Source organism: Actinomyces graevenitzii C83 (genome assembly GCF_000239695.1).
GTDB classification, from domain to species: Bacteria; Actinomycetota; Actinomycetes; order Actinomycetales; family Actinomycetaceae; genus Actinomyces; species Actinomyces graevenitzii.
This window is the reverse complement of record NZ_JH470338.1, coordinates 536,509-562,434: the sequence shown is the minus strand read 5'-3', so window position 1 is coordinate 562,434 and position 25,926 is coordinate 536,509. Positions and strand designations below refer to the sequence as shown.

23 protein-coding genes are annotated in these 25,926 nt (G+C 56.8%); 22 read left to right on the top strand and 1 reads right to left on the bottom strand.

Annotated features, from left to right (window positions below; all coding sequences use genetic code 11):
• The first annotated feature begins 233 nt into the window (after positions 1–233).
• Together aspS and HMPREF0045_RS02445 are read left to right on the top strand one after the other, a co-directional pair.
• Positions 234–2,006: an aspartate--tRNA ligase gene (gene aspS, locus HMPREF0045_RS02450; RefSeq protein WP_005985166.1), complete on the top strand. Its 1,773-nt coding sequence runs from the start codon at positions 234–236 to the stop codon at positions 2,004–2,006.
• A gap of 78 nt (positions 2,007–2,084) precedes the next feature.
• Positions 2,085–2,702 (top strand): L-threonylcarbamoyladenylate synthase, encoded by a 618-nt coding sequence (locus HMPREF0045_RS02445; protein WP_034478241.1) that lies wholly within the window; start codon positions 2,085–2,087, stop codon positions 2,700–2,702.
• A gap of 96 nt (positions 2,703–2,798) precedes the next feature.
• Here the strand turns inward: HMPREF0045_RS02445 and HMPREF0045_RS02440 are convergent, their stop codons facing one another.
• Positions 2,799–5,111 carry an MMPL family transporter gene (locus HMPREF0045_RS02440; RefSeq protein ID WP_005985164.1) on the bottom strand — a complete coding sequence of 771 codons (2,313 nt, stop codon included), beginning with the start codon at positions 5,109–5,111 and terminating at the stop codon, positions 2,799–2,801.
• 29 nt (positions 5,112–5,140) lie between these two features.
• Here HMPREF0045_RS02440 and HMPREF0045_RS02435 point away from each other — a divergent pair, with 29 nt between their 5' ends.
• From HMPREF0045_RS02435 to metK, 20 genes are all read left to right on the top strand, one after another.
• A complete protein-coding gene (locus HMPREF0045_RS02435; RefSeq protein ID WP_005985163.1) occupies positions 5,141–6,640 on the top strand; it encodes a replication-associated recombination protein A in 1,500 nt (499 codons plus the stop codon).
• Positions 6,641–6,782: 142 nt separating this feature from the next.
• Positions 6,783–7,406 (top strand): 30S ribosomal protein S4, encoded by a 624-nt coding sequence (gene rpsD, locus HMPREF0045_RS02430; protein WP_005985162.1) that lies wholly within the window; start codon positions 6,783–6,785, stop codon positions 7,404–7,406.
• 146 nt (positions 7,407–7,552) lie between these two features.
• The gene (alaS, locus tag HMPREF0045_RS02425; RefSeq protein WP_005985161.1) at positions 7,553–10,285 is read left to right on the top strand and encodes an alanine--tRNA ligase; all 2,733 of its coding nucleotides are present in this window, start codon (positions 7,553–7,555) and stop codon (positions 10,283–10,285) included.
• Between the two features lies 1 nt (position 10,286).
• Positions 10,287–10,748: a Holliday junction resolvase RuvX gene (ruvX, locus tag HMPREF0045_RS02420; protein ID WP_040315656.1), complete on the top strand. Its 462-nt coding sequence runs from the start codon at positions 10,287–10,289 to the stop codon at positions 10,746–10,748.
• 12 nt (positions 10,749–10,760) lie between these two features.
• Positions 10,761–11,963 carry an endolytic transglycosylase MltG gene (gene mltG / locus HMPREF0045_RS02415; protein ID WP_005985157.1) on the top strand — a complete coding sequence of 401 codons (1,203 nt, stop codon included), beginning with the start codon at positions 10,761–10,763 and terminating at the stop codon, positions 11,961–11,963.
• 96 nt (positions 11,964–12,059) lie between these two features.
• A complete protein-coding gene (locus tag HMPREF0045_RS02410; protein WP_005985155.1) occupies positions 12,060–12,953 on the top strand; it encodes a shikimate dehydrogenase in 894 nt (297 codons plus the stop codon).
• A gap of 12 nt (positions 12,954–12,965) precedes the next feature.
• On the top strand, positions 12,966–14,186 hold the full coding sequence (gene aroC, locus HMPREF0045_RS02405; RefSeq protein WP_005985153.1) for a chorismate synthase: 1,221 nt from the start codon (positions 12,966–12,968) through the stop codon (positions 14,184–14,186).
• Complete coding sequence (gene aroB / locus HMPREF0045_RS02400) at positions 14,183–15,865, top strand: 3-dehydroquinate synthase (protein ID WP_005985151.1); 1,683 nt, start codon at positions 14,183–14,185, stop codon at positions 15,863–15,865. Before aroC ends, aroB begins: the two co-directional genes overlap by 4 nt.
• A complete protein-coding gene (locus HMPREF0045_RS02395; protein WP_005985149.1) occupies positions 15,866–16,402 on the top strand; it encodes a shikimate kinase in 537 nt (178 codons plus the stop codon).
• A gap of 52 nt (positions 16,403–16,454) precedes the next feature.
• Positions 16,455–17,018 (top strand): elongation factor P, encoded by a 564-nt coding sequence (efp, locus tag HMPREF0045_RS02390; RefSeq protein WP_005985147.1) that lies wholly within the window; start codon positions 16,455–16,457, stop codon positions 17,016–17,018.
• Positions 17,018–17,485 (top strand): transcription antitermination factor NusB, encoded by a 468-nt coding sequence (nusB, locus tag HMPREF0045_RS02385; protein ID WP_005985145.1) that lies wholly within the window; start codon positions 17,018–17,020, stop codon positions 17,483–17,485. Before efp ends, nusB begins: the two co-directional genes overlap by 1 nt.
• A gap of 169 nt (positions 17,486–17,654) precedes the next feature.
• Positions 17,655–18,236 (top strand): bifunctional pyr operon transcriptional regulator/uracil phosphoribosyltransferase PyrR, encoded by a 582-nt coding sequence (gene pyrR / locus HMPREF0045_RS02380; protein ID WP_005985136.1) that lies wholly within the window; start codon positions 17,655–17,657, stop codon positions 18,234–18,236.
• Between the two features lie 15 nt (positions 18,237–18,251).
• Positions 18,252–19,241 carry an aspartate carbamoyltransferase catalytic subunit gene (locus tag HMPREF0045_RS02375; RefSeq protein ID WP_005985135.1) on the top strand — a complete coding sequence of 330 codons (990 nt, stop codon included), beginning with the start codon at positions 18,252–18,254 and terminating at the stop codon, positions 19,239–19,241.
• Positions 19,238–20,554, top strand: a complete 1,317-nt coding sequence (locus HMPREF0045_RS02370; protein ID WP_005985134.1) for a dihydroorotase — start codon at positions 19,238–19,240, stop codon at positions 20,552–20,554. The genes HMPREF0045_RS02375 and HMPREF0045_RS02370 overlap by 4 nt, the downstream gene beginning before the upstream one ends.
• Positions 20,555–20,650: 96 nt before the next feature.
• Positions 20,651–21,514 (top strand): orotidine-5'-phosphate decarboxylase, encoded by an 864-nt coding sequence (pyrF, locus tag HMPREF0045_RS02365; protein ID WP_005985133.1) that lies wholly within the window; start codon positions 20,651–20,653, stop codon positions 21,512–21,514.
• Positions 21,515–21,781: 267 nt separating this feature from the next.
• Entirely contained in the window at positions 21,782–22,093 is a 312-nt protein-coding gene (gene mihF / locus HMPREF0045_RS02360) for an integration host factor, actinobacterial type (protein ID WP_005985132.1), read from the top strand.
• 91 nt (positions 22,094–22,184) lie between these two features.
• Entirely contained in the window at positions 22,185–22,751 is a 567-nt protein-coding gene (gene gmk, locus HMPREF0045_RS02355) for a guanylate kinase (RefSeq protein ID WP_005985131.1), read from the top strand.
• Between the two features lie 66 nt (positions 22,752–22,817).
• The gene (gene rpoZ, locus HMPREF0045_RS02350; protein WP_005985130.1) at positions 22,818–23,198 is read left to right on the top strand and encodes a DNA-directed RNA polymerase subunit omega; all 381 of its coding nucleotides are present in this window, start codon (positions 22,818–22,820) and stop codon (positions 23,196–23,198) included.
• A gap of 7 nt (positions 23,199–23,205) precedes the next feature.
• On the top strand, positions 23,206–24,603 hold the full coding sequence (locus HMPREF0045_RS02345) for a bifunctional phosphopantothenoylcysteine decarboxylase/phosphopantothenate synthase (RefSeq protein ID WP_005985129.1): 1,398 nt from the start codon (positions 23,206–23,208) through the stop codon (positions 24,601–24,603).
• A 102-nt stretch (positions 24,604–24,705) separates the two neighbouring features.
• Entirely contained in the window at positions 24,706–25,914 is a 1,209-nt protein-coding gene (gene metK, locus HMPREF0045_RS02340; RefSeq protein ID WP_005985126.1) for a methionine adenosyltransferase, read from the top strand.
• The last annotated feature ends 12 nt before the right edge of the window (positions 25,915–25,926 follow it).

The following is a 25,926-nucleotide window of genomic DNA, read 5'->3' as shown; positions in this document are numbered from 1 at the left end:
CAATTAGGTATGCGACGATAAAACTTCAAGGGTAGGGAGCGTCTCACTCCTAAAACAACAGCTTTAGTTTACCTGGCACGGCAGCTTGATAAACCTAGTATTTGTGGTGAATTGGCTTACCCTGGGCGGCCAAACTAGGGCTGCAAATAAACATGGCTTAGCGGCGGGGAGTAGACTTTTAACGGCGCCCGCTCGTCTCGCGGTGCGCTTTTAACCAAACTGGAAGGACCAAAGTGCTGCGTACCCGCTATGCAGGTTCCCTGCGCTCAAGTGACATTGGCACTACCGTAACGCTCACCGGCTGGGTCGATCGTCGTCGTGACCACGGCGGCGTCGCCTTTATTGACCTGCGTGATGCCAGCGGTATTGCCCAGGTAGTCATCCGTGAGGAGGTGGCCCACGATCTGCGCGCAGAATACGTACTTAAAGTTACTGGTGAGGTCACGGCCCGCCCTGAGGGTAACGCCAACCCGAACCTGCCTACCGGTGAAATTGAGGTAGTCGTCAGCGAGGTAGAGATCCTCAACCCGGCCGCACCTTTGCCGTTCCAGGTTTCTGACCACGCTGAAGATGCTGGTCAGGTAGGTGAAGAAGCTCGCCTAAAGTACCGCTACCTAGACCTGCGTCGCTCCTCTATGCAGCACGCTATCCGTCTGCGCTCCAAGGTGTCTCAGGCTGCCCGCAAGGTGCTTGACGCTCACGACTTCGTTGAGATTGAGACCCCCACCCTGACTCGCTCCACCCCTGAAGGTGCTCGCGACTTCCTGGTGCCCGCGCGCCTAGCCCCCGGCTGCTGGTACGCCTTACCCCAGTCTCCGCAGCTGTTTAAGCAGCTACTGATGGTGGCCGGCATGGAGCGTTACTACCAGATTGCCCGCTGCTACCGTGACGAGGACTTCCGCGCCGACCGTCAGCCTGAGTTCACTCAGCTGGATGTGGAAATGAGCTTCGTTGAGCAGGACGACGTCATGGCAGTAGCCGAGGACATCCTGCGTGAAGTTTGGGCCCTGATCGGCTACGAGCTCAAGACCCCCATTGCCCGTATGCCTTACCGCGAGGCCATGGAAAAGTACGGTTCGGACAAGCCTGACCTGCGTTTTGGTCTAGAGCTAACCGACCTAACCGAGTTCTTCAAGGACACCACCTTCCGCGTATTTAAGGCCCCCTATGTGGGCGCCGTGGTTATGCCCGGTGGCGCCAGCCAGTCTCGCCGTACTTTCGACGCTTGGCAGGAATGGGCCAAGCAGCGCGGCGCTAAGGGCCTGGCCTACGTAACTGTTGGCGAAGACGGCACCCTGGGTGGCCCGGTTGCTAAGAACATTACCGACGCCGAGCGTGCCGGTTTGGCTGAGGCTGCCGGCGCTAAGCCTGGCGACTGCATTTTCTTCGCCGCTGGTGGCGTAGATGCTTCCCGTGCCCTGCTAGGTGCAGCCCGCCTGGAGATCGGTAAGCGCTGCGGTTTGATCGACGAAAACGAATGGTCTTTCGTGTGGGTAGTGGATGCCCCCCTGTTCAAGCCCTCCGCTGAGGCTAAGGCTGAAGGCGACGTCGCTCTGGGCTCTAGCGCCTGGACTGCAGTACACCACGCTTTCACCTCACCCAAGCCCGAGTGGCTCGACAACTTCGACCAGGACCCGGGCAACGCTCTGGCCTACGCCTACGACATCGTTTGCAACGGCAACGAAATCGGTGGCGGCTCCATCCGTATCCACCGCCGCGACGTGCAAGAGCGCGTATTCAAGGTGATGGGTATTAGCCAGGAGCAGGCCCAGGAGAAGTTCGGCTTCCTGCTTGATGCCTTCAAGTTCGGCGCCCCGCCGCACGGTGGTATCGCCTTTGGTTGGGACCGTATCGTCTCGCTGCTAACTCACGCCGACTCTATCCGCGACGTGATCGCCTTCCCCAAGTCCGGTGGTGGCTACGACCCGCTAACTGCAGCCCCGGCTCCCATTACCGAGCAGCAGCGTAAGGAAGCTGGCGTAGACGCTAAGCCTGAACAGGCCTAGGATTTTCTAACGATTAGGGTGGGTCCCATTAATTTGGGACCCACCCTAATTGCAGCTAATACGGGTAGTATGAAAGCTATGTCACAGTATATTGATATCCACCCTGAAAACCCGCAGGCGCGTTTAATCAACAAGGTAGTTGACCGTCTACGTGACGGTGGACTGATCGCTTACCCCACTGACTCTGGCTACGCGCTGGCCTGCATGGTGGGCAATAAGGAAGGCATGGACCGTATCCGTGCTATCCGTCAGCTTAACGACAAGCACAACTTCACCTTGATGTGCTCCAATTTTTCGCAGGTTGGGCCGGTGGCAATTGTTGGCAACACTGCCTTCCGCCTGATTAAGCGACTAACCCCGGGGCCCTACACCTTCATTTTGAAGGGCACCAAAGAGGTGCCGCGTATGACCCTTAACCCCAAGAAGCACACGCTGGGTATCCGTATCCCTGATTACCCTATTGCCCAGAGCCTGGTAGAGGCCCTAGGTGAGCCGTTGCTTTCCTCCACTTTCATCCGCCCGGGTGAAGAAGAGCCTGAAACCAGCGGCTGGGAAATTCACGACGAGCTAGGTCATTTGATCGACATTGTGATTGAAGGGCCGGTGGCTAGCACTGAGCCCACCACGGTTATTGACCTAACTGAGGATGTGCCCGAGGTTCTGCGCCAAGGTGCAGGTGACACCTCAACTATTTAGCCTTAACCAGGCTTGCCAAGGGGGCTAGCGCTTTTTCAGCGCTAGCCCCCTTAGCTTTCAGCCCTAGTCCATGTAACTGGCTTGGGTGCGCAAATCCTAGTGCTGTAGCGAGTAACGCTCATAGATAGCCCGAATAGGGGCTGGTGACCACCAGTTCCAACGCCCTAGCAAGGTCATAGTGGCGGGTACTAACGCCATACGCACTATGGTGGCGTCGACTAACACGATCAGTGCCAAGGTAAGCCCGATTTCCTTAATAACCAGCATCTGGCCACCCACGAAACCGAGGAATACTGCGGTCATAATGGCAGCTGCTGAGGTAATAATGCGCCCAGAACGCTGCAAACCTTGCTCAACAGCTAGATCATTATCGCCGCTGGCATCCCAAAATTCCTTGATGCGTCCTAGCAGGAACACTTCATAGTCCATAGCCAGGCCAAAGCCAAACACAATGGCTACTACCATCACATAGCTTTCCATGCCTCCAATGGGGGTAAAGCCCAGCAAAGTGACCCCGTGACCGCCTTGGAAAATCCAGGTGGCCAGGCCCAGTGAGGCGGCCAAAGACAGCGAGTTAATCAGCACGGCCTTAATGGGCACAAGCAGTGAGCCAGTCATTAAGAACAGCAAAATAAAGATCGCTCCTAGTACTAGTGGTACTAGCCAGGGCAGTGAGGAGATAACCGAAGAGCCGAAATCTACCTGGGTAGCTGCTTGACCGGTGATCCACAGCTGGCTGGGGGAGTTTAGAGAGCGAATATCCACAACTGCCTGCTCGGCGCTACGCGAACCAGGGGTGCCTTTAAGCTCTAGATAAGCCACGGTGTAATCACCGGCAGTGGTCACGCCTTGTACCCTTTGCACATCGGCAACCTGGGATACTTCAGTTTTAATGAAGTTAGCCTGCTTGGCGCTGTTGCCGTACATGATTAAAGTGGCGTCGTTACTTAAAGAATCAGGATACTGCTGTTTTAGGGTTTGCAGGTAGGCATATTGGGAACCATTGCGCGGTAAAAGATCAGTGCCAGAGTTAAGCAGGTGCAAGTTACCTAGTGGCACACACATAGCTCCTAGCGCCGCCACGCAGGCAACTAGTACATACCAGGGGTAGCGGTGCACCCACCGAGCCAGACGTGAAAAGATGCCTTCAGTGGAGGAAACATCAGCGATACGGGCCTGTAGTTTACCCAGCACAGGTACGCGCTGCAGCCAGGAGGGAATAAGTGCGCGCGTGCCCAAATAGAGCAGTAGCGCGGGCACCAAAGTCAGCGCCGCTGCTACCGCAATTAGGGTTACAAACAGTCCGCCTACACCAATAGAGCTAAGCAGGGTGGGTGGCATTAGGGCTAGACCTAGCAAACCAATGGCTACCGTCACTGCAGAGAACAAAATGGTCCTGCCAGCGCTAACCATAGTTAGGCGCACTGCCTGGGCGGGTAGGGAAGCGTTACGGGCGCGACGTTGCTGGAATGCTGCCTGAATAGATACACCTGCAGCGGGAGTTTCATCATTAGCCAGCTGCGCAGCTAGACGGCCTAGTTCTTCACGATAGCGGGAGGTAAATAGCAGTCCATAGTCAATAGATAGGCCCAGGCCGATCACCGTAACAATGTTGAGCACACTGGATTCAATGTCTATCAGGTAGCTAAGTCCCCATAGGCTACCTAGCGCGGCGCAGATAGATACTAATGCACCTGCTAACGGCATGCCGGCCAGCATAAAACCGCCAAATACCAGCACCATGATCAGCAAGGTCAGTGGCAATACCAGTAGCTCCCCGGTGCGCATATCGTTGGAAACCTGGTCAACTAGTTCCTGGTTAATAATGGCTTGGTCGGAGACTGTGCCGGCAGCATTGGGGGATACTGCACGTAGTTCCTGGGGTACTCGCGCTAGGCGACGCTCCACATCTTTACGGGAAGCGTCAAAGGCGGCTTTCGCATCAGCATTTTTAGTGATGTCTTTGCCCGGTTCAGGTGAGATAGTTACGGAAAGTAAAAATCCCTGCTTATTGCGGGCCATCAGTTTGGTAGCAGCCGGGTTAGCTAGCTTGCCGGGTAGTACAAAGGGGTCTACCACGGCGCCGTCGCCAACGCGGGCAATTAGTTCCTTGTGAACTGGCGCCAAGGCATTATCAACCTTGGCGGCGGTGGCTGAATCGGCTAGGTTAACTCCGGTTACTAGCAGGGTAATTTCTACCGATTGGCCAGTTAGAGTGTTTAGTACCTGTTGGCCTTCATCGGAAGATGAGCCAGGAATAGAGCCCTGGGAAGTTTTTAATCGATCAAAAATTGACTGGCCGCCTAAACCTGAAAGTGAAGTAAGTAGTAACAGTGCTGCCAGCGCGGCCCAAATCACGAGAGTTAGACGCGGATGACGGATAACCTTGGTTGCTAGGGCGTCAAACATGGCGTAATTATCGCAGATATACTGCTTATATGGACCTTTTCGAGGCAGCGAACAGTGATGAATCCGGTCTAAGTGTTGACCCCCATGCCCCGTTAGCGGTCCGTATGCGTCCGCGTAGCTTGGATGAGTTGGTGGGGCAAAGTCACCTGTTGGCTCCTGGCTCTCCGCTGCGGCGTTTGATTGCCGGCGGGCGCGGGGCGACCAGCTCAGTTATTTTGTTTGGCCCACCTGGAACCGGTAAAACCACTTTGGCTTATTTGGTGGCGCGTGCCCATAATCGTCGTTTTGTGGAGCTGTCGGCGGTGAGCGCTGGGGTTAAGGAGGTGCGCGCCGTCGTCGATCAAGCCCGCCACGCCCTATCCGTAAGCGGCCAGGAGACGGTGCTTTTTATTGACGAGGTGCACCGTTTTTCGCGTTCGCAGCAAGACTCGCTGCTACCGGCGGTGGAAAATCGTTGGGTTACGTTGATTGCGGCTACCACTGAAAACCCGTCCTTCTCAGTAGTGGCACCCTTGCTTTCGCGTTCACTGCTGCTAACTTTGCAGCCTTTGGACGGGCAAGATATTGCGGCTTTGGTGCGTCGGGCAATTGGCGATCCGCGCGGTTACGCCGGTCGGGTAGCTATCGACGACGGCGCCCTGGCCCAGTTGGTACGTTTGGCGGGTAATGATGCGCGTAAGGCCCTAACCGTACTGGAGGCAGCAGCGCAAAGCGTGCTTGACGGTGAGGCCTCTGTTGATACCGATGTTGATACCGGTACCTCTGTTGACGGCGGGGCCGCTTTAGATGCTGAAGCCACGCCTAAGGATGCCGGCGCTAAAGAGAACCAAAAAGCGCAAGCAAAGCAATCCCTAGACACTGTCCAGCAATCTAAAGCGCTCAAACCAGATATTCCAGTAATTACGGTTAGCACCATTGAGCAAGCCGCAGATATTGCCGCTGTGCGCTATGACCGCAGCGGCGACCAGCACTATGACGTGGCCAGTGCCTTCATTAAATCCATGCGCGGCTCAGATGTAGACGCCGCCATTCACTACTTAGCTCGCATGATTGCGGCAGGGGAGGACCCGCGCTTTATCGCCCGGCGCGTGGTGATAGCCGCCAGTGAAGATGTGGGCATGGCTGATCCCAGTGTGCTGGTCACGGCCAGCGCTGCGATGAACGCGGTAGCCCAAATTGGTATGCCTGAAGCCCGCATTATTTTGGCTCAAGCAGTTATTGCGGTGGCTAGCGCACCTAAATCAAATGCCGCCTACCTGGCTATTGATAGGGCCTTGGCAGATGTGCGGGCAGGAAATATTGGGCAGGTGCCCGCGCATCTGCGTGACGCTCACTACGCTGGAGCCCAAAAACTAGGCCACGGCACAGACTATAAATACGCCCATGATTACCCGCATTCAGTAGCGGCCCAGGAGTATTTACCTGAGGAACTGCGCGGCAAGCGCTACTACCAACCTACCCGCAATGGTTTTGAGGATCTGCTCACAACTAGACTGGAAAAGGTGCGCGATTTACTAGGAAGAGGCTAATCTTTAACGGTTGTCTGCTTTTGTGTAGGCAATTCCTGGGGTCATAGCCGTAAGGTCGACCCCGCGCCGCTAGAGCAACCCTTTGCATGCGGCGTGCCTAGTAAAAACGGGCCTATTGGCCCCCTAACAGGAAGAGGAAAACATGTCTGTTTCTCGCTCTCGCCGTCAGGTGCGCCTGTCTCGCGCCCTGGGTATTCCGCTAACCCCCAAGGCCGTACGTTACTTCGAGAAGCGTCCTTACGGCCCCGGTGAGCACGGCCGTGCCCGTCGTCGCGCCGAGTCCGACTACGCCGTACGTCTGAAGGAAAAGCAGCGTCTGCGTGCCCAGTACGGTATCCGTGAGGCCCAGCTGCAGCGAGTCTTCCAGGAAGCTCGTCGCGAAAAGGGTCTGACCGGTGAGTCCCTGGTCGAGCTGCTGGAGATGCGTCTAGACGCCCTGGTGCTGCGCGCCGGCTTTGCCCGCACCATCGCCCAGGCCCGTCAGGACGTTGTGCACCGTCACATCATGGTTGACGGCAAGATTGTTGACCGTCCTTCCTTCCGCGTAAAGCCCGGTCAGGTTATCCAGGTTCGCCCCCGCAGCCAGGTTATGGTCCCCTTCCAGGTGGCCGCTGCTGGTACCCACCGCGACGTGCTGCCCGAGGTACCTCAGTACCTGAACGTTGAGCTGGAGAAGCTAACCGCTACCCTGGTGCGTCGCCCCAAGCGTGACGAAGTTCCCGTCACCTGTGACGTGCAGATGGTGGTTGAGTACTACTCTCGCTGAGTTTAATCTTTCACTTATGCGATGCCCCGGATCTGATGGTTCGGGGCATCGTATGTTTCGCGCTAATCTTGTAGTAACTATGGTTGGTTTGAGCCCAACCATTTACCCTGTCCGACGCCCTCAGGGGCATAAAACTTTAGGTTCTCATGCGCACTAGCGAAATCCGCACTCGTTGGATCGACTACTTTGCTGCCAATGGACACGAAATTCGTCCGTCGGTGCCGCTAATTTCTCCCGATCCCTCAATTCTGTTCACCATTGCGGGTATGGTGCCCTTTATTCCTTACATTGTGGGCACTGAGCCGGCACCTTGGCCGCGTGCCGCTAGCGTGCAAAAGTGCATCCGTACTAACGACATTGACAATGTCGGTAAGACCACGCGTCACGGTACTTTCTTCCAAATGAACGGTAACTTCTCCTTCGGTGACTACTTCAAGGAGGGGGCCATTAACTATGCGTGGGACCTGCTAACTGGTTCTCAGGCTGAAGGTAAGTACGGTCTAGATGGCGATCGTTTCTGGGTAACTATCTGGGATGAAGACCAGGTTGCCTTTGACGTACTTACTCGTCAGATCGGTATTGACCCCGCACACATTGTGCGTTTGCCGCGTAAAGAGAACTTCTGGGACACCGGCCAGCCCGGCCCTGCCGGCCCTTGCGCTGAGTGGCACTATGACCGTGGCCCGGCCTATGGCCCTGAGGCTGTAGGTGGCACTGTTGACCCCGGTGGTGACCGCTACCTTGAGGTGTGGAACCTGGTATTTGACCAGTACCTGCGTGGCGAGGGCACGGGTAAGGACTACCCGCTGCTAGGAGAGCTGGACAAGAAGTGCATTGATACCGGCGCCGGCTTGGAGCGTTTGGCCTTTGTTATGCAGGACAAGGCCAATATGTACGAGATCGACGAGGTTTACCCGGTAATTGCTGCCGCTGAGCGTATGTCTGGCAAGACTTACGGCAAGGGCGGGGCGGTAGAGCCCAAGCACGGCTCTGAGGCTGAGATTCGTGCCTACTGGGATGACGTATCTATGCGCGTGGTGGCTGACCACGTACGTAGCGCTTTGATGCTAATTGGCGACGGCGTACGCCCGGGTAATGATGGTCGCGGTTACGTACTGCGTCGTCTGATCCGCCGCGCGGTGCGTTCAATGCGTCTGCTGGGTGTGGACGAGCCCACCCTGCCGCTGCTGCTACCCACCTCGAAGGATGCTATGAAGGCTTCCTACCCTGAGTTGGAAGAAAACTTTAAGACCATCTCCGATGTGGCTTATGCCGAGGAAGAGGCCTTTAGGCGTACTCTTAGCGCCGGTACTTTGATTCTGGACACTGCGGTAGCTAACGCTAAAAAGCAGGCCAAGGGAGTAAAGCCGGTAGTTAGTGGTGAAAGTGCCTTCACTTTGCACGACACCTACGGTTTCCCGATTGACCTGACCCTAGAAATGGCTGCCGAGCAGGGCGTTAGCGTGGACGAGGCGGGATTCCGCGCCCTTATGGCCCAGCAGAAGGAGCGTGCTCGCGCTGATGCTCGCGCCAAGAAGGCTGGACACACTGATGTGCGTGTATTCCACGAGATCGAAAAGGAGCTTGGTGGTGGCTCTACCTTCCTGGGCTACACCGAGAATGCTGCTGAAGCTAAGGTGGCGGCGCTACTGATTGATGGCCAGCCCCAAGCTGTGGTTAATGCTCCGGCTGAGGTTGAGGTCATTTTGGACCGCACCCCCTTCTATGCGGAGATGGGTGGCCAGTTGGCTGACCACGGTACCATCCGCGTGGCCGACGGCGCCGTCGTCGAGGTCCACGACGTACAGGCCCCGCTGCGTGGCCTGTCTGTACACCGTGGCACCCTAACTGAGGGCACCATTGCAGTTGGCCAGAAGGCTTGGGCTGAAATTGACTCGGTACGCCGTCTAGCTATTGCCCGCGCTCACACTGCTACCCACATGGTTTATGCGGGTCTGCGCAATGTGGTTTCCCCTGACGCCACCCAGGCCGGTAGCGAGAACTCGCCTAGCCGCTTGCGTTTCGACTTCCGTCACGGCTCGGCCCTATCTAGCGGCCAGCTGCAAGACATTGAAGGCCTGGTTAACGAGAAGCTAACCCAGGACCTGCCGGTCACCAATGAGGTTATGAGCCTAGAGCAGGCCCGTAACTCTGGGGCTATCGCCCTGTTTGGTGAAAAGTACGGTAACGAAGTACGCGTAGTAACCATTGGCGACAACTTCGACAAGGAACTATGCGGTGGTACCCACGTGCCTTCAACCGGTCACCTAGGTCGAGTTGCGGTGCTGTCTGAGGGCTCTATTGGTTCAGGGGTACGTCGTATTGACGCCCTAGTTGCCGACGGCGCCTATGACTTCCAGGCTAAGGAGCACGCTCTGGTTGCTGAGCTTTCCAGCCTGGTCGGTGGCCGTAGCGAGGAGCTACCTGAGCGCGTGTCGGCGCTACTGGCTAAGCTCAAGGAAGCTGAAAAACGTATTGCCACCATGGAAACTCAGGCTGCCGGTGTTAAGGCTGGCGAGCTAGCCAATCAGCTGCGCGAGCTACCTAAGGGCTTGCGTCTAGCCGCAATGGATGCCGGTACGGTTAACAACGCTGACGTGCTGCGCACTATGGTGCTACAGGCCCGCGAACGTATCGACTCCTCTATCCCGGCTGTGGTAGCTGTGGCCGGTGTGGCTGGCACCCGCCCGGTAATTGTGGTGGCCACCAACGCTGCTGCTCGTGAGCAGGGTGCTAAGGCTGGCGCCCTGGTGCGCGTAGCCGCCAAGGTACTTGGCGGTGGCGGCGGTGGTAAGGATGACCTTGCCCAGGGTGGCGGCCAGGATCCGCAGGCGGTAGACGCCGCGCTCAAGGCTGTAGAGCGAGAGCTGGGAGCCTGAACTGCGTAGCGGAGTACGTCTGGCCTTTGACGTAGGCAAAGTACGTATTGGGGTGGCCCGGTGCGACCAGAATGCAACTCTGGCCGTACCGGTGACCACCATTGCCGCCGATAAATACGGCGGAGATATTGATGATGCTGAGGATTTAGTGGAGCAATATGCGCCCATGGAAATCCTGATCGGGCTGCCGCTGCATCTAAACGGCAAGGAAAGTGCCTCGTCAGAGTATGTACGACAGTGGGCAAATAAACTGGCCCAACGTGTCCCTAATGTTAGAATTCGGTTGGTTGATGAGCGCTTGACCACAGTTAGTGCCCAGCGCGACCTGCACGAATCAGGTAGATCACAGCGGACTAGTCGGCAGATAATCGACCAACAAGCAGCTGTGTGCATCCTTGAGACCGCACTTGAAACGGAGCGTCTAACCGGCAAACCGCCGGGGCGGGCGTTGCGTGACCTATAAGGAGTTAACCGCGTGAGCGACGATCTTTTTGACGAGCTGGGGATTCAGTCATCGTCAAAACCAAGCAGCTCGCCGCAGCAGCCTGAGGGCAGAGCGCCCTCACGTAAGGCGCTGCGCAAGTCAAAGCGTAAACGCCGCTTCCGTAGGCGTATTATCACCACCCTGGTGCTGGTGCTGACCCTAGGCCTAGTAGCTGGTGGGGGTTACTATGCGTTCACGCAGATTGTCCCTACCCAAGAAGTTGCCACTGACTACACCGGCCCCGGGGAAGGAAGCATAGTTGTCACCATTCCCGACGGCGCTACTGGTAACGAGATGGCTGACATCCTAGTGAAGAAGGGGGTAGTGGCTTCTAAGAAGGCTTTTGTTAAGGCCTACAACGCCAACACCAACTCTTCACAGATTCAGTCCGGCACGTTCACGCTAAAAAAGCGTATGAGTGCAACCGATGCGGTGGCCGCGTTGCTTGACCCGCGTTCTCGCGCTGACCACACGGTGACTATTCCTGAAGGTTTCACTAAGGCTCAGGTTAAGGCTCGCCTGGTTAAGGTGGCTGGTTTTAAGGCTGAAGATGTAGAGGCTGCTTTCGCCAACACTAAGGACATTGGTTTGCCTGACAGCGCTGGTGGAAACGTGGAGGGTTGGCTAGCTCCGGCTACCTACACTATTCCTGATAACGCCACCGCTACCGGTGTGGTTGCCTCCATGGTCCAAAAGACCAAGGATCGCCTAAAGGAAGCTGGCGTTAAGGAATCCGACTACGAGCAGGTACTGATCGTGGCTTCTATTGCTGAAGCTGAGGTTAACGACCCCAGTTATCTGGGTAAGGTCAGCCGGGTAATCTACAACCGCCTGGGTGATACCGCTGGCGAAACCAAGGGCATGCTGCAAATGGACTCCACGGTCCGTTACGGCACTGGTAAGACTGGTGGTATTCCTACCGACGCCGAACTGGCTGACGCTAATAACAAGTGGAACACTTATGTGCATGCTGGTTTGCCGCCGTCGCCTATTGGTAACCCTGGTTTGGAGGCCATTAAGGCAGCTAACAAGCCTGAAGCAGGTAACTGGTTGTACTTCGTGACCATCAACCTGACCACTGGTGAAACCTTGTTTGCGGCCACTAGCGCTGAGCACCAGGTTAACGTGGCTAAGCTGACGGCATTTTGTAAGCAGAACCCGAAGGTCTGTTCCTCTGGATCATCAGGATCCTGATCTGTGAAAGTATGGTCCCTGCGCTAGTGCGCAGGGACCATACTTTTATATAAAGCTTTAGTAATTTATAAGTTTAATTTATAAATGGAGGTAGCGATGACACAGTCTTACCGCGCCGCAGTTATCGGTGATCCGGTTACTCATTCCTTGTCGCCAGTTTTGCACCGCGCCGCATATGAGCAGCTAGGCCTAGATAATTGGACTTATGAAGCCATCACGGTCACTGCGCAGCAGTTGCCGCAGATGTTAGCCCAGCTACGAGAGTCCACAGCTGGCCCGCAGTGGGCGGGGTTGAGTGTGACCATGCCTCATAAACAGCAAATGTTTAACCAGTTAGATTTTGTTGACCCGCTAGCGCAGGTCACTGGCGCCGTAAATACTGTGGTGGTCTCACAACCACAAACCGGGGCAGCTATGCTAGCGGGCTTTAACACCGACGTCGCCGGAATCGTAGGGGCCCTGCGTGAAGTTCTAGCGCCGGGGGAGCGTCCAGCTAAAGCAGTAGTTTTAGGGGCTGGGGCCACGGCTTGCTCGGCCCTAGCTGCCTTAACCCAGCTGGAGGTGAGCTCTATTTGTGTGGCCGCACGTAACCACGCCGGCCCTCACCGGGTGCTGGCCGCCGCTCACCGGATGGGAATCGAGATTGAGCCGTGGGTATGGAATGGCAACCAGGAAGCTTTAGCTGCGCTCTTAGCGCAGGCCGAAGTAGTAATTTCCACCGTGCCTAAGGGAGTGAGCGACCCGGTAGCCGCAGCTTTAACCGGCAGTGGGGCCGTCTTAAACCCTGCGGCCACGCTCCTAGACGTTGTCTATTCTCCCTGGCCAACCCAGTTAGCTAAGGCCTGGCAGAAACTTGGAGGCAGGGCTGTAAGTGGGCACCTAATGCTGCTACATCAAGCTGAGCCACAAGTGCGCCTCATGACCGGTAAAACCCCCAGCCTAGGCGCCATGCGTGAGGCTCTGGAACAAGCCCTAAGCCAACGGGTGTGAGATGATACCACTATGCTCACTTGGACCACTGCGGGAGAATCACACGGCCCTAGCCTGGTTGCCATCGTCCAGGGGGTGCCCGCCGGTATCGCGCTGACTAGCGCAGATATCCAGCAGGCACTAACTCAGCGACGTCAAGGCTATGGGCGTGGGGCGCGTCAGGCTTTTGAACGCGACCAGCTACGTATTCTTTCGGGGCTGCGTCACGGGGTGAGCCTGGGCAGTCCCATTGCAGTTGAGATCGCTAATTCCGAGTGGCCCAAATGGGAAGCGGTGATGAGCGCCGATCCAGTAGATGCCCAGCTGCTTAAAAAAGATGCCGGCACTGGAGATGAGCGTGAAATTGCGCGTAACAAGCGCCTAACCAAACCACGTCCCGGTCACGCCGATCTAGCCGGTATGCTCAAATACGGTCACCAAGACGCTCGCAATGTGCTTGAGCGGGCTAGTGCCCGCGAAACTGCCGCGCGCGTAGCCCTAGGAGCTATCGCCACCCAGATTCTGCGTCAGGTAGCCGGAATTGAACTAGTAAGCCAAGTTATTCGTATCGGTACTGTGTGCGCCGGCCCTAACCGTGCTCTACCCACCCCTAGCGACAATGAGGCTTTAAACAGCAGCCCGGTGCGCAACCTGGATAAAGCCCTAGCCCAGCGCCTGATGGCTGAGATTGACGCAACCAAACGCGCTGGCGACACTCTGGGTGGGGAAGTGGAAGTACTGGCCTATAACGTACCCGTGGGGCTAGGTAGCCACGTTAGTGCCCAGCGACGGCTAGATGCCCGCCTGGCAGGCGCGCTTATGAGCATCCAGTCGGTTAAAGGTGTACAGATCGGTGACGCCTATCAGCAGGCAGCCTCTCTAGGTAGCAGTGCTCAAGACGAAATTATCGGCCTAGCTAACGGGCATATTGAACGTGCCAGCAACCATGCCGGAGGCATTGAAGGCGGCATCTCTAACGGCTCTGTGCTGCGAGTAAGCGCCGCTCTTAAACCCATTTCTACAGTTCCTAGGGCTCTGCGTAGCGTGGACCTAGCCAATGGCGCTGCAGCTACCGCCCTGCATCAGCGCTCTGACACTTGCGCTGTGGTGCCCGCCGCCGTGATTGCCCAAGCTGAGGTGGCCATGGTGCTGGCAGATGCTTTACTTGAAAAAACCGGTGGGGACAGCCTGTTGGAAGCTAAACGTAACCTCGCTGGATACTTAGAAGATGTAGCCGAAAGGACCAACTGGTGAAAACACAGCACATTGTTCTAGTCGGCCTGCCGGGCGTGGGTAAATCCACTATGGGTAAAGCCCTGGCTACGGCCACAAACCGCCCCCTAGTTGACACTGATCTGCGTATTAAAGCCCAGACTGGTAAAACCATTAACGAAATTTTCGCCCAGCAAGGTGAAGAAACTTTCCGCAACCTAGAAACCCACGCTATTAGTAAGGCTCTAGAGTCTACGACCGCTTCAGTTATTCCGCTGGGCGGGGGAGCGGTGCTGCGTGAACGTAACCGTCAAATGCTGCAGGGCCATAGGGTGATCTATCTGCAGGCTTCACCTAAAACTGTGGCCGCGCGCATTGCCAATAATGTCTCTGCTCGCCCCTTATTTAAGGGGAGTGATCCGGTAGTTAAACTCCAGGAGCTATTAAACGCCCGCGAGTACCTATACAAGCAGGTAGCCACCGATGTGCTTAACACCGATGGAATGACTTTTAAACAGTCCACAGATGCTCTAGAGCGCCTGGTTTTCGCTGATCCGGTGGCCCGCAATAAGATCAGTCAGATCATGCAGGCCGCCACCATTTCGCGCCAGCGTGAAGCGCTGCGTCGTGTGGATGTGGATGGGCCGCGTCCCTACCAGGTGTTAATTGGTCAAGGTGCCAGTGCGCAGCTGTCGCACACCCTTGTTGAGCTGGGCTATTCCAAGAGCACGCAGATTGCCATTGTTCACCCCCGGTTACTGTCCACGGCGGCTTATGCGCTAGCCACTCAGTTGGTGCAGCGTGGTTGGAATGCGGACGCCCTGGCAGTTCCCGACGGCGAAAACGCCAAAAACGTAGAAACTCTCGCAGGTCTGTGGCAGGGCCTGGGGCAGATGGGGATGGGGCGCGACGGCGTCGTCATTGGCCTAGGCGGTGGCGCCACCACGGACTTAGCTGGCTTTGCGGCGGCCACCTGGCTGCGTGGCGTGGGCCTAGTGCAGATGCCTACCACTATTTTGGGAACTGTGGATGCGGCAGTGGGCGGTAAAACCGGCATTGACACTGTCCACGGCAAGAATCTGGTAGGGGCCTTCTACCCGCCCCAAGCAGTGCTAGCAGATATTGCCTACTTTGATTCGCTACCCACCTCAGTAGCCCGCCAGGGCCTAGCTGAAGTAATCAAATGCGGTTTCATTAAAGACCTGCGTATCCTTGAGATAGTGGCAGATAACGACGCCGCACAGCTGTTAAAGGGCGAGGTGCTAACCCAGTTAATTGAGCGCTCAGTCAAAGTTAAGGCAGATGTAGTTTCCCAAGACCTCTATGAGGGTGGGCTACGCGAAATCCTTAACTACGGACACACCTACGCCCACGCGCTTGAAAAGCTTTCAGACTTTAGCCTCAGCCACGGCCAGGCAGTGTCTATTGGCTGTGTATTTGCTGCTGAAGTGGCTCGACGACGCGGCATGCTAAGTGACGCCGAAGTTGCTTTACACCGTCTACTGCTAGCTAAAGCCGGTTTGCCTACCTCCTGCCCCGACAACCTAGAGATGCTGGGCTGGCATAAGGTGCGTGAAGTGATGTCTTCCGATAAGAAGGTACGCGGCGGCAATCTACGCATGGTGCTGCTAAACGGCTTGGGTAACCCGGTAGTAGTTGATGATTTAGATCAGTCGCATCTGCGCGCCGCCCACGAGGCGTTAGCGCCGGGGAGAAAGTAAATGTCGCTAACCGTACTAATTGGTCCGCCCGGGGTGGGTTGCTCAGTGGTAGCTAAAGTTTTAGCTAAGCAGCTGGGCGCCAACCTGGTTGATGTGGGCCGCACCGTGGCTCAGCGTCTGGGGGTTGATCCTAACTTTGCTATCGCCCAGGTGGGGGAGGAGCGCTACCGCAGCTGTGAAGCTGATGTGTTTAAGCTCTCCCTAAGCGCGCCGCAGGAGGGTGCGCAGGTAGTGGCAGCCGGTTCAGGTTGGATCAACACGCCCGGCCTGAGCCAAGCCCTAGCCCAAAGTGACGCGCAGGTGATCTGCCTGAGCGCCGTCGACGCCGTCTTAGCCCAGCGTAACGGACTTAATGTGCCCAGATCTGCGGCTTTAGGTACTGTAAGACGAGATTTTTTACTGGCTGCACACGAGCGTTTAAGCCAGTGCCGCGCTTTAGCTAGCCTTGAGATTGACACCTCAAAAAAGCTACCGGAACAGGTGGCGGCAGAGATTATGACCCACCTTAAAGACGCAGACGCGTGCAAATACGCCTAAACGCGTTAAAATTGCGCCGACAAGACTTTTCCGATCAGTTAAGGACAGCTTCGTGGCAACCACTAATGACCTAAAGAACGGCCTGGTACTCAACCTTGAGGGCCAGCTCTGGCAGGTAGTAGAGTTCCAGCACGTCAAGCCGGGTAAGGGTCCTGCTTTCGTACGTACCAAGCTCAAGAACGTGCTCTCTGGCAAGACCGTAGACAAGACTTTCAACGCCGGCCTCAAGGTTGACACTGCCACTGTGGACCGCCGTGACATGCAGTACCTGTACAAGGACGGCGAAGACTTCGTCTTCATGGATGTAAAGACCTACGACCAGGTTTTCGTACCTGAAAACGTAGTTGGCGACGCCGCTACCTTCCTGCTGGAAAACCAGGAAGTAATCGTGGCCTTCCACGATGACGCCCCGCTGTTCGTAGAAATGCCGGCCTCCGTGGTGCTGACCATCTCCCACACCGAGCCTGGCCTGCAGGGTGACCGCTCCAGCGCCGGTACCAAGCCCGCCACCGTTGAGACTGGCGCTGAGATCCAGGTGCCGCTGTTCCTCAACACCGGTGACCGCGTTAAGGTAGACACCCGCAGCGGTTCCTACATTTCCCGCGTGAACGACTGATGAGCGAGCAGCGCGTAACTAAGCACAAGGTTACGGCCCGAACCAAGGCACGGCGTCGGGCCGTGGAAGTGCTTTATGAAGCTGACCAGCGCGGCGAGCTAAACGGCCCCAAAGCTGGCCAGGCTTTGGAGGCGCTAGCCAATGAGCGCGCGGTTAACTCAGCCAACCACACCGTGGCCCCCGAATACGCCCGCCTGGCACTTAAGGGAGTGGCGCAGCATCTGCGTGATATTGACCAGATTCTGCAGACCTACACCCAAGAGTGGTCTTTGGAGCGTATGCCGGCGGTAGACCGCGCTATTGCCCGCTTGAGCGTATGGGAAATCGTCTACAACGACGAGGTAGATCCACCTGTTTCAGTCGATGAGGCCATGACCTTGGCCCGTATGCTGTCAACGGATGAATCACCGCGTTTCTTGAACGGATTACTAGGTCGCATCGCCGACCTTGCACCCACGCTCAAATAAAAGCGCACTAAAAGGCCCCTACCTGCACTAAGTGGTAGGGGTGCGCTAAATCATCTGCTGTTGTGCCCATCGCTCGTTAGCGGTGGGCACAGTTGCGTGTTATCGTCTTAAGCGAACTAACCATCCTTTAAATTCCGTCCCGAGAGGCGGGGAAGGAGGGCCGCTTATCGTGGCCGAAAGTTTATCCACCGGTAAACAGGTGCTATCAGCTTCTGATATCACCCGTTGCCTAACTCGAATTGCACACGAAATCCTTGAGCGCAATGGTGACCTTGAGGACGTGGTGCTACTAGGGATCCCCTCCGCAGGTGCGCCGTTAGCCCAGCGACTAGCTGATGCGCTCTATGAGGTACAAAGCCAAAACCCTGACGTGATTAGCCCGCGCCGGGTTCAGGCAGGCACCCTGGACATCACCATGTACCGCGATGACCTGGGTCGTCACCCGATTCGCGTGCCCGCACCTACCCGCATTCCGCAGGGCCGGGTAGAGGGACGCACCATCATTTTGGTTGACGACGTGCTCTACTCAGGCCGTTCCATCCGTGCCGCCCTGGATGCGCTAAGCGCTATTGGTCGCGCTGAGCGAGTTCAGCTAGCGGTGCTGATCGACCGTGGACACCGGCAGCTACCGATTCGGGCTGACTATGTTGGCAAGAATCTTCCGACCCATAAGGATGAGACCGTGGTGGTCTCACTGACCGAACTCGGCGCAGCTGCAGACAGCGCTGAACTACGCCCCGCCCGGGCTTAGAGATAAGGATTCAATGTGAAGCACCTACTTAGTGCCAAAGACCTAAGCCACGCTGAGGCCGTTGCGCTGCTAGATACCGCTGAGGCCATGGCCGCCACCCAGTCGCGTGCAGTTAAGAAACTGCCGACTTTGCGCGGTAAAACTGTGGTCAACATGTTCTTTGAGGACTCTACCCGTACGCGACTGTCCTTCGAAGCTGCAGCTAAGCGCCTAAGCGCCGACGTAATTAACTTCTCCGGTAAAGGTTCGTCTCTCTCTAAGGGCGAATCACTTAAAGACACCGCCCAGACTTTGCAGGCCATGGGGGCCGACGCCGTGGTGGTACGCCACAGCGCTTGCGGCGCCGCCCACCTGCTGGCCCACGCTGGCTGGATTGACGTGCCCGTGCTAAACGCCGGTGACGGCACCCACCAGCACCCCACTCAGGCCCTGCTGGACGCTATGACCCTGCGCCGCTGGTACAACAGCGCCACCCACAGTGGTGACGACGGCGCTCCGGCTGCCCCCGGTAGCGACCTCGACGGCGCCAAGCTAGTGATCGTTGGCGACGTGCTGCACTCACGTGTGGCCCGCTCCAATGTTGACCTAGCCACCACTCTAGGCGCCCAGGTCACCCTGGTGGCCCCGCCCACCCTACTGCCAATTGGCATGGAAGACTGGCCCTGCCAGGTGCACTACGACCTAGACGAAACCATTGCTGAAGTACAGCCTGACGCCATCATGATGCTGCGCGTACAGCGCGAACGCATGAGCGCCGCCGGTGGCGGTTTCTTCCCCAGCCCCCAGGAGTACTCGCGCCAGTACGGGCTAGACGCAACCCGACGTGCGGCTCTACCTGAGCACGCCATCATCATGCACCCCGGGCCTATGAACCGTGGTCTAGAAATTACTGCTCAGGCAGCAGACGACCCGCGCTCGCGCGTGGTTGAACAAGTGGCCAACGGTGTATCCGTGCGTATGGCCTGCCTCTACCTACTTCTGGCTGATGAAGGGAACCAACTGTGAGCGCGCATCTACTTAAGGCAATTCGTCCCTACAACGAAGAAGCTACTGATCTATTGATCGTAGACGGAGTAATTGCTGCTCTAGGAGCTGAGGCTACCCAGCAGGCCGCGAACTACTCTGATCTAAAAGAACACGATTTCACTGGTCTGGTAGCCCTACCTGGCTTGGTAGACATCCACACCCACCTGCGTGAACCTGGCCGTGAAGACTCTGAAACGGTCTACTCGGGTACTCGCGCAGCTGCCGCCGGTGGTTACACCGCCGTCTTTGCCATGGCTAACACCACCCCGGTGGCCGATAACGCCGGTGTAGTTGAGCAGGTTCTTAACCTGGGTCGCCAGGCTGGCTGGGTTGATGTACACCCGGTAGGTGCAGTTTCTGCTGGTCTAGAGGGCAAGCACCTATCTGAGATGGGCGCCATGGCTGCCTCCAAGGCCCGCGTGCGCGTGTTCTCTGATGACGGCAAGTGCGTTTCTGACCCCATGCTGATGCGTCGCGCCCTGGAGTACGTAAAGGCTTTTGACGGCGTCATTGCCCAGCACTCTCAAGACCCGCGCCTAACCGAAAACTCGCAGATGCACGAGGGCAAGGTTTCCGCTGAGCTGGGTCTGCGCGGCTGGCCGGCAGTAGCTGAGGAATCCATCATTGCCCGTGACGTGCTGCTAGCTGAGCACGTAGGCTCGCGCCTGCATGTTTGCCACCTAAGCACGGCTGGCTCAGTGGAGATTGTGCGCCTGGCTAAGGCCCGTGGCATTAACGTCACCGCTGAGGTAACCCCGCACCACCTGCTGCTGACCGATGAGCTAGCACGCACCTATTCGCCGCTATACAAGGTGAACCCGCCACTGCGTACCCAGGCGGATGTGGAGGCTGTACGTGAGGCTCTAGCCGACGGCACCATTGACGTGGTTGGTACTGACCACGCTCCGCACCCGGTTGAGGACAAGGACTGCGAGTGGCAGGCCGGCGCCTTCGGTATGACCGGTTTGGAAACCGCCCTGAGCGTAGTTATCGAAACTATGGTCAAGACCGGCAAGCTCGACTGGCGTGGGGTTGCCCGCGTTATGTCTCAAACCCCGGCCCGTATTGGTCACCTAGAGGATCAAGGTGGCGACATCGCTGTAGGCCAACCGGCCAACCTAGCGATTATCGACCCCAACGTAACCCGCGTGGTGGATGGCGCCAGCCAGCTCACCGCCTCAGACAACACTCCCTACGCCGGTATGGAACTGCCCGGCCAGGTGATTGCTACCTTCCTGCACGGTGCTCCCACTGTGCTGGGTGGAGTTCCGGTACCGGTTAGCGAACGCTGAACGGTTTAACAGTTAAGGGGGTGGGTAGGCGCAAGTCTCCCGCCCCCTTAATTCATCTTAAAAAGCATTTGCAAACGTATATTAAAGGGGATTTAAGTGGCTAAGCGTGAGAAAGAATTTGGAGTTGAACTATCCCAGGCGATGGCGGAAAAAGGCCCGTTATGTGTGGGTATTGACCCGCACCCGGCCCTGTTAGAAGCCTGGGGTCTTAGCGACGACGCCGTCGGGCTACGTGAGTTTTCGCTGCGGGTAGTGGAAGCTATGGCTGGGCAGGTAGCCGCCGTTAAGCCGCAGTCAGCATTCTTTGAACGCCACGGCTCAAAGGGCATTGCCGTGCTAGAGCAGACTCTTGAGGAACTACGCCAGGCCGGCCTGCTGTCTATTTTGGATGTTAAACGCGGCGATATTGGCTCCACCATGGCTGGCTACGCTCAGGCCTATCTAAGCGATGAATCCCCACTGGCCGCTGATGCCATCACGCTCTCGCCCTATCTGGGTTTTGGCTCGCTATCTGCCGCAATTGAACTAGCCCAGCAAAACAACCGAGGCGTGTTTGTGCTAGACCTAACCTCCAACCCGGAAGGTGCCAGTGTGCAGCATGCTCGCGGCGCTGACGGGGTGGCTGTGGCCGCAACTATCTGCCAGGGTGTCGCTCAGGCCAATAAAGCTGCTATAGATGCGGGCCAACTTGGTAGTATTGGCATGGTAGTGGGGGCCACGGTTGGCGACGCCGTCGCTAACCTGGGTCTTGACCTAGCTGCAAGCGGTGGGCCGCTACTAGCCCCGGGCGTAGGCGCTCAAGGGGCCGGGGCGCCAGAGCTTGAACAAGTCTTTACTAACGCCCGTCCGCAGGTGCTGGCATCCACCTCCCGAGGAGTACTTAAAGCCGGCCCGAAGGTGGATGACCTGCGCGAAGCTGCAAAAATGGCCTGTGAAACAGTTAAAAACGCGCTACACTAAGTGTTAACTTCGGCACATCTTAGTTTTTTAAAAAATCGCGCCGAAAATCACTAAAACCACTGATGGCGCCGTTTTGCTAGCTTTCAGGCCGCTGAGGTACTGCCAATGACCTGCGCAAATAGGTTTACCTGCGTAGTTATAACCTTTACCGCATTTGCCCAGGTAGATACACTTTTGTGGGGAGACACCGCGCCAAATCAGGTGCAAACCAAGTCTGACATGGCTTAATCTAGATATGTCATCACCTGGTCTGGCGAAGGAGTCGTCATGGCACTTCCATCATTAACCGCTCAAGAGCGTGCGGACGCGCTCGCAAAGGCTGCTGCAGCTAGGGTGCGTCGCGCCCAAGTGAAGGCAGATCTGAAGTCGGGCAAGCTAAAGCTGTCTGAGGTGCTAGATAGCGCCGAAGAAGATGAGGCAATCACCCGTATGAAGGTCGTCGCCTTGCTGCAGGCGCTTCCCCGAGTGGGGGCTACCACCGCACAGTCGTTACTCGACGAGTTCGAGATCTCGCAATCCCGTCGCGTCAAGGGCTTGGGTGCTAAGCAGCGCGCCAAGCTAATCGACCGCTTCGGCTGATGTTAAATGATCCAATCTGGGAGTTATCCGCAAGGGTAGCTCCCGGATTTGGTTTTACTGGTTTTTCCCTTGTCGCCGCTACAATCAGCCTATGAGCGTGTCTAAGCTATTTGTGTTGGCAGGTCCCACGGCGGTAGGTAAGGGAACGGTAGTTAGCGAGCTGCGCCGTCGTCACCCTGAGCTATTTGTGTCAATCTCAGCCACTACCCGCCAGCCCCGTCCCGGAGAAGTAGACGGTGTCCACTACCACTTCGTTTCGCGAGAAAAATTCGAAGAGCTAATCGAGCGCGGGCAGATGCTTGAATACGCCCTAGTGCACGGCGCCAACTATTACGGCACCCCGCGCGGGCCGGTACAACAATGCCTAGACGCTGGCCACAGCGCGCTACTAGAAATCGACCTAGCTGGTGCTCGCCAGGTTAAAGCCGCCATGCCGCAGGCGGAACTAGTGTTCCTAGCTCCGCCCAGCTGGCAGGAGTTGGTAGATCGCCTAGTCGGACGTGGCACTGAAGATGAGTCGGAACGTGAGCGTCGCCTAGCTACCGCCAAAGTAGAGCTAGCCGCACAAGACGAGTTTGATGTAGTAATCGTAAATGACACCGTGGCGCGTGCCACTGATGAGTTGGAAGCATTAATGGGCTTAAAGCCGGTAGAATAATTAAAGTCTTTGCCTACTTAATGGGCAAACAAAAGTATTCGACAACAGATACTGGAGCAACCAAGAATGCTTGGAACTGTCGCGCACCCCGAGGGTATTACTAATCCTCCGATTGATGACCTACTGGAGAAGGTAGATTCCAAGTACGGTCTAGTAATCGACGCTGCTAAGCGCGCACGCCAGATCAACACCTACTCCCAGCAGCTAGAGTCCAACCAGCTAGAGGTTTTCGGTCCGCTGGTTGAGGTTTCTTCTGACGAAAAGCCCCTAGGCATTGCCCTGCGTGAAATCGCAGCTGACAAGCTTGAGGTTATCCCCGGTGACGTGGCTCGTGAGCGTCGCGCTGAGGTTGAGGCTGCCCGCCTGGCTGCTGAAGAAGACATGTTCTCTGACATCGCTCTGGGTGAGGTTGCCACCGAAACCTCTCTAGACGACATTCAGTTCTGATTCAATCATGACGGCTACATGCGCCGCGCCCGCCTGCACTGGGACGCGGCGCATTGTTGTGGGCGTTTCCGGCTCCATCTCTGCCTATAAAGCCACTTTTATTATTCGCCAGCTGCGTGCGGCTGGGCATGAAGTAAAAGTAGTGGCAAGCGCCGCCGCCCTTAAATTCATTGGTGAATCCACCTTGGCTGCGTTATCAGGGGCGCCGGTAGCCAGCCAGTTATTTTCCGACGCCGGGGCAGTGGAGCATGTTGCCATCGCTGAGTGGGCCCAGCTGCTGCTCATCGCTCCAGCCAGTGCAGACCTGATCGCTAAACTCGCCGTCGGCCGTGCAGACGACATGCTCACCACCACGGCCCTGACCACCACCGCGCCGATCGTAATTAGCCCTGCCATGCACACCCAGATGTGGCAGCATCCAGCGACTGTGGCCAATGTAGAAATATTGCGTTCGCGTGGTGTGAAGGTGATTGAGCCTGCAAGTGGCCGCCTAACCGGTAAAGACTCCGGCCCCGGGCGCCTGCCTGAACCAGAACAGATTGTGGCTCAAGCGCTAGAGTTTTTGCGTCAAAGTGAGCACTTTAAAGCAGCTTCAAATGGTGGCGGGGCACAGGTGGTAGACGCTGTCCAAAACCAGGGCGAACCTAGCCAAGACCAGCCCGGTCAAAATCAGCCTGACCAAGACCTGGCCGCCCAAGACCTGCAGTTCAGCCAAGACCTAGCTGGCAAACACTTCGTGATTTCCGCTGGCGGTACCCGTGAAGCCATTGATCCTGTCAGGTTCTTAGGTAACCGTTCCAGTGGGCGCCAGGGTACTGCCTTAGCCAGGGCCGCCGTCGAACGTGGGGCTCACGTAACCTTAGTGGCAGCAAATATCGAAGCGGCACTACTAGCCCAGCTACCTGAGCAAGTTGAGGTAGTTAAGGTAGTTAGCGCTCTACAGCTACGCGATGCGGTGCATGAGGCAGGGCGCAGCGCACAGGTAATCGTTATGTGCGCGGCAGTGGCAGATTTTCGGCCCAAAACTTACGCCGGTTTTAAACTGAAAAAATCTACCGACAGCGGCGAAACTGATAAAAGCTACACCCTGGAGCTAGTAGAAAACCCAGATATTTTGGCGGGTCTAGCTGCTCAGCGTCTAAATGAAGGCCAAGTAATCGTTGGATTTGCTGCGGAAACTGGTGACGAGCACACTAGCGCCCTAGAATATGGGCGCCGCAAAGCCCTCAGAAAAGGCGCAGACCTGCTGGCTGTAAACACAGTAGGGGCCACTAGCGGTTTTGGGGACGTGGCCAACGAGATCCATGTCCTAGACAGCCACGGCCAACAGGTAGGCCACAGCGCTGGCTCTAAGCTGCAAGTTGCCCGCGACCTGGTGGAATTAATCGCCCAAAGGCTTAGCTAAACCGCTGCTGTGGACGAGTGCAGACCTAAGTCCCGGTAGGTGTGACCCGCACTGCAAGCGTTAATGGGGTAATAAGTAAGGTGTAGCTAGTATTATTGGCGCGTGAGTTCTCTACGCCTGTTTACCTCTGAATCCGTTACCGAAGGTCACCCTGACAAGCTATGTGACCGCGTATCGGACGCGATCCTAGACGCCATCCTCATGCAGGATCCCGTTGCACGGGTGGCTGTAGAGACTATGGTGACCACCGGTTTAGTGCATGTAGCCGGGGAAGTTACTACTGAAAAAGCCTATGTTGAGATCCCACAGATTGTGCGTGATGAAATCTCCTCAATCGGCTACAACTCTTCAGATGTTTGCTTCGACGCTCGCTCTTGCGGCGTGTCTGTCTCAATCGGTCAGCAGTCCCCGGATATTGCCGCCGGTGTAGACCGCGCCCTAGAGGTACGTGAAAATACCGGCGACGTTGACCCCCTAGATCTGCAGGGTGCCGGCGACCAGGGCTTCATGTTTGGTTACGCCAGTGACGAGACCGTAGAACTAATGCCCCTGCCCATTCACCTAGCGCACCGTCTAGCTGAGCGCCTGGCTCAGGTGCGTCACGAGGGGATCGTGGCCGGCCTGCGTCCTGATGGTAAAACCCAGGTAACTATTGGTTACGACGGCGACCGTGCGGTAAGCCTAGAAACCATCGTGGTATCCACCCAGCACGACGCCGACAAATCCCAGGCTTGGCTACGTGAAGCTATCGGTCGGGAAGTAATCACCCCGGTGCTTGAAGCTGAAGCCGCTAAGGGCATTGAGCTAATCACCTCCCACGCAGACCTGCTGGTTAACCCCTCCGGCCAGTTCATTGTGGGCGGCCCGGCCGGTGACGCAGGCCTAACTGGGCGCAAGATTATTGTTGACACCTACGGCGGTATGGCTCGTCACGGCGGCGGCGCCTTCTCCGGTAAGGACCCCTCGAAGGTAGACCGCTCCGCCTCCTACGCTATGCGTTGGGTAGCTAAGAACGTAGTGGCCGCCGGCCTGGCTAAACGCTGCGAAGTGCAGGTAGGTTACGCCATTGGCCGCGCCCACCCGGTAGGGCTGTATGTAGAAACCTTCGGCACCGAAACCGTCCCGGTGGATGCCATCACCAAGGCCATTAACGAGGTCTTTGACCTGCGCCCGGCTGCGATTGTGCGAGACCTAGACCTACTGCGCCCCATCTACAAGGCCACCAGCGCTTACGGACACTTTGGTCGCCCCGGATTTAGCTGGGAACAGACCAACCGCGCCCAGGCATTGGCAGCTGCGGCAGGCTTGTAATAACCTGCCGAC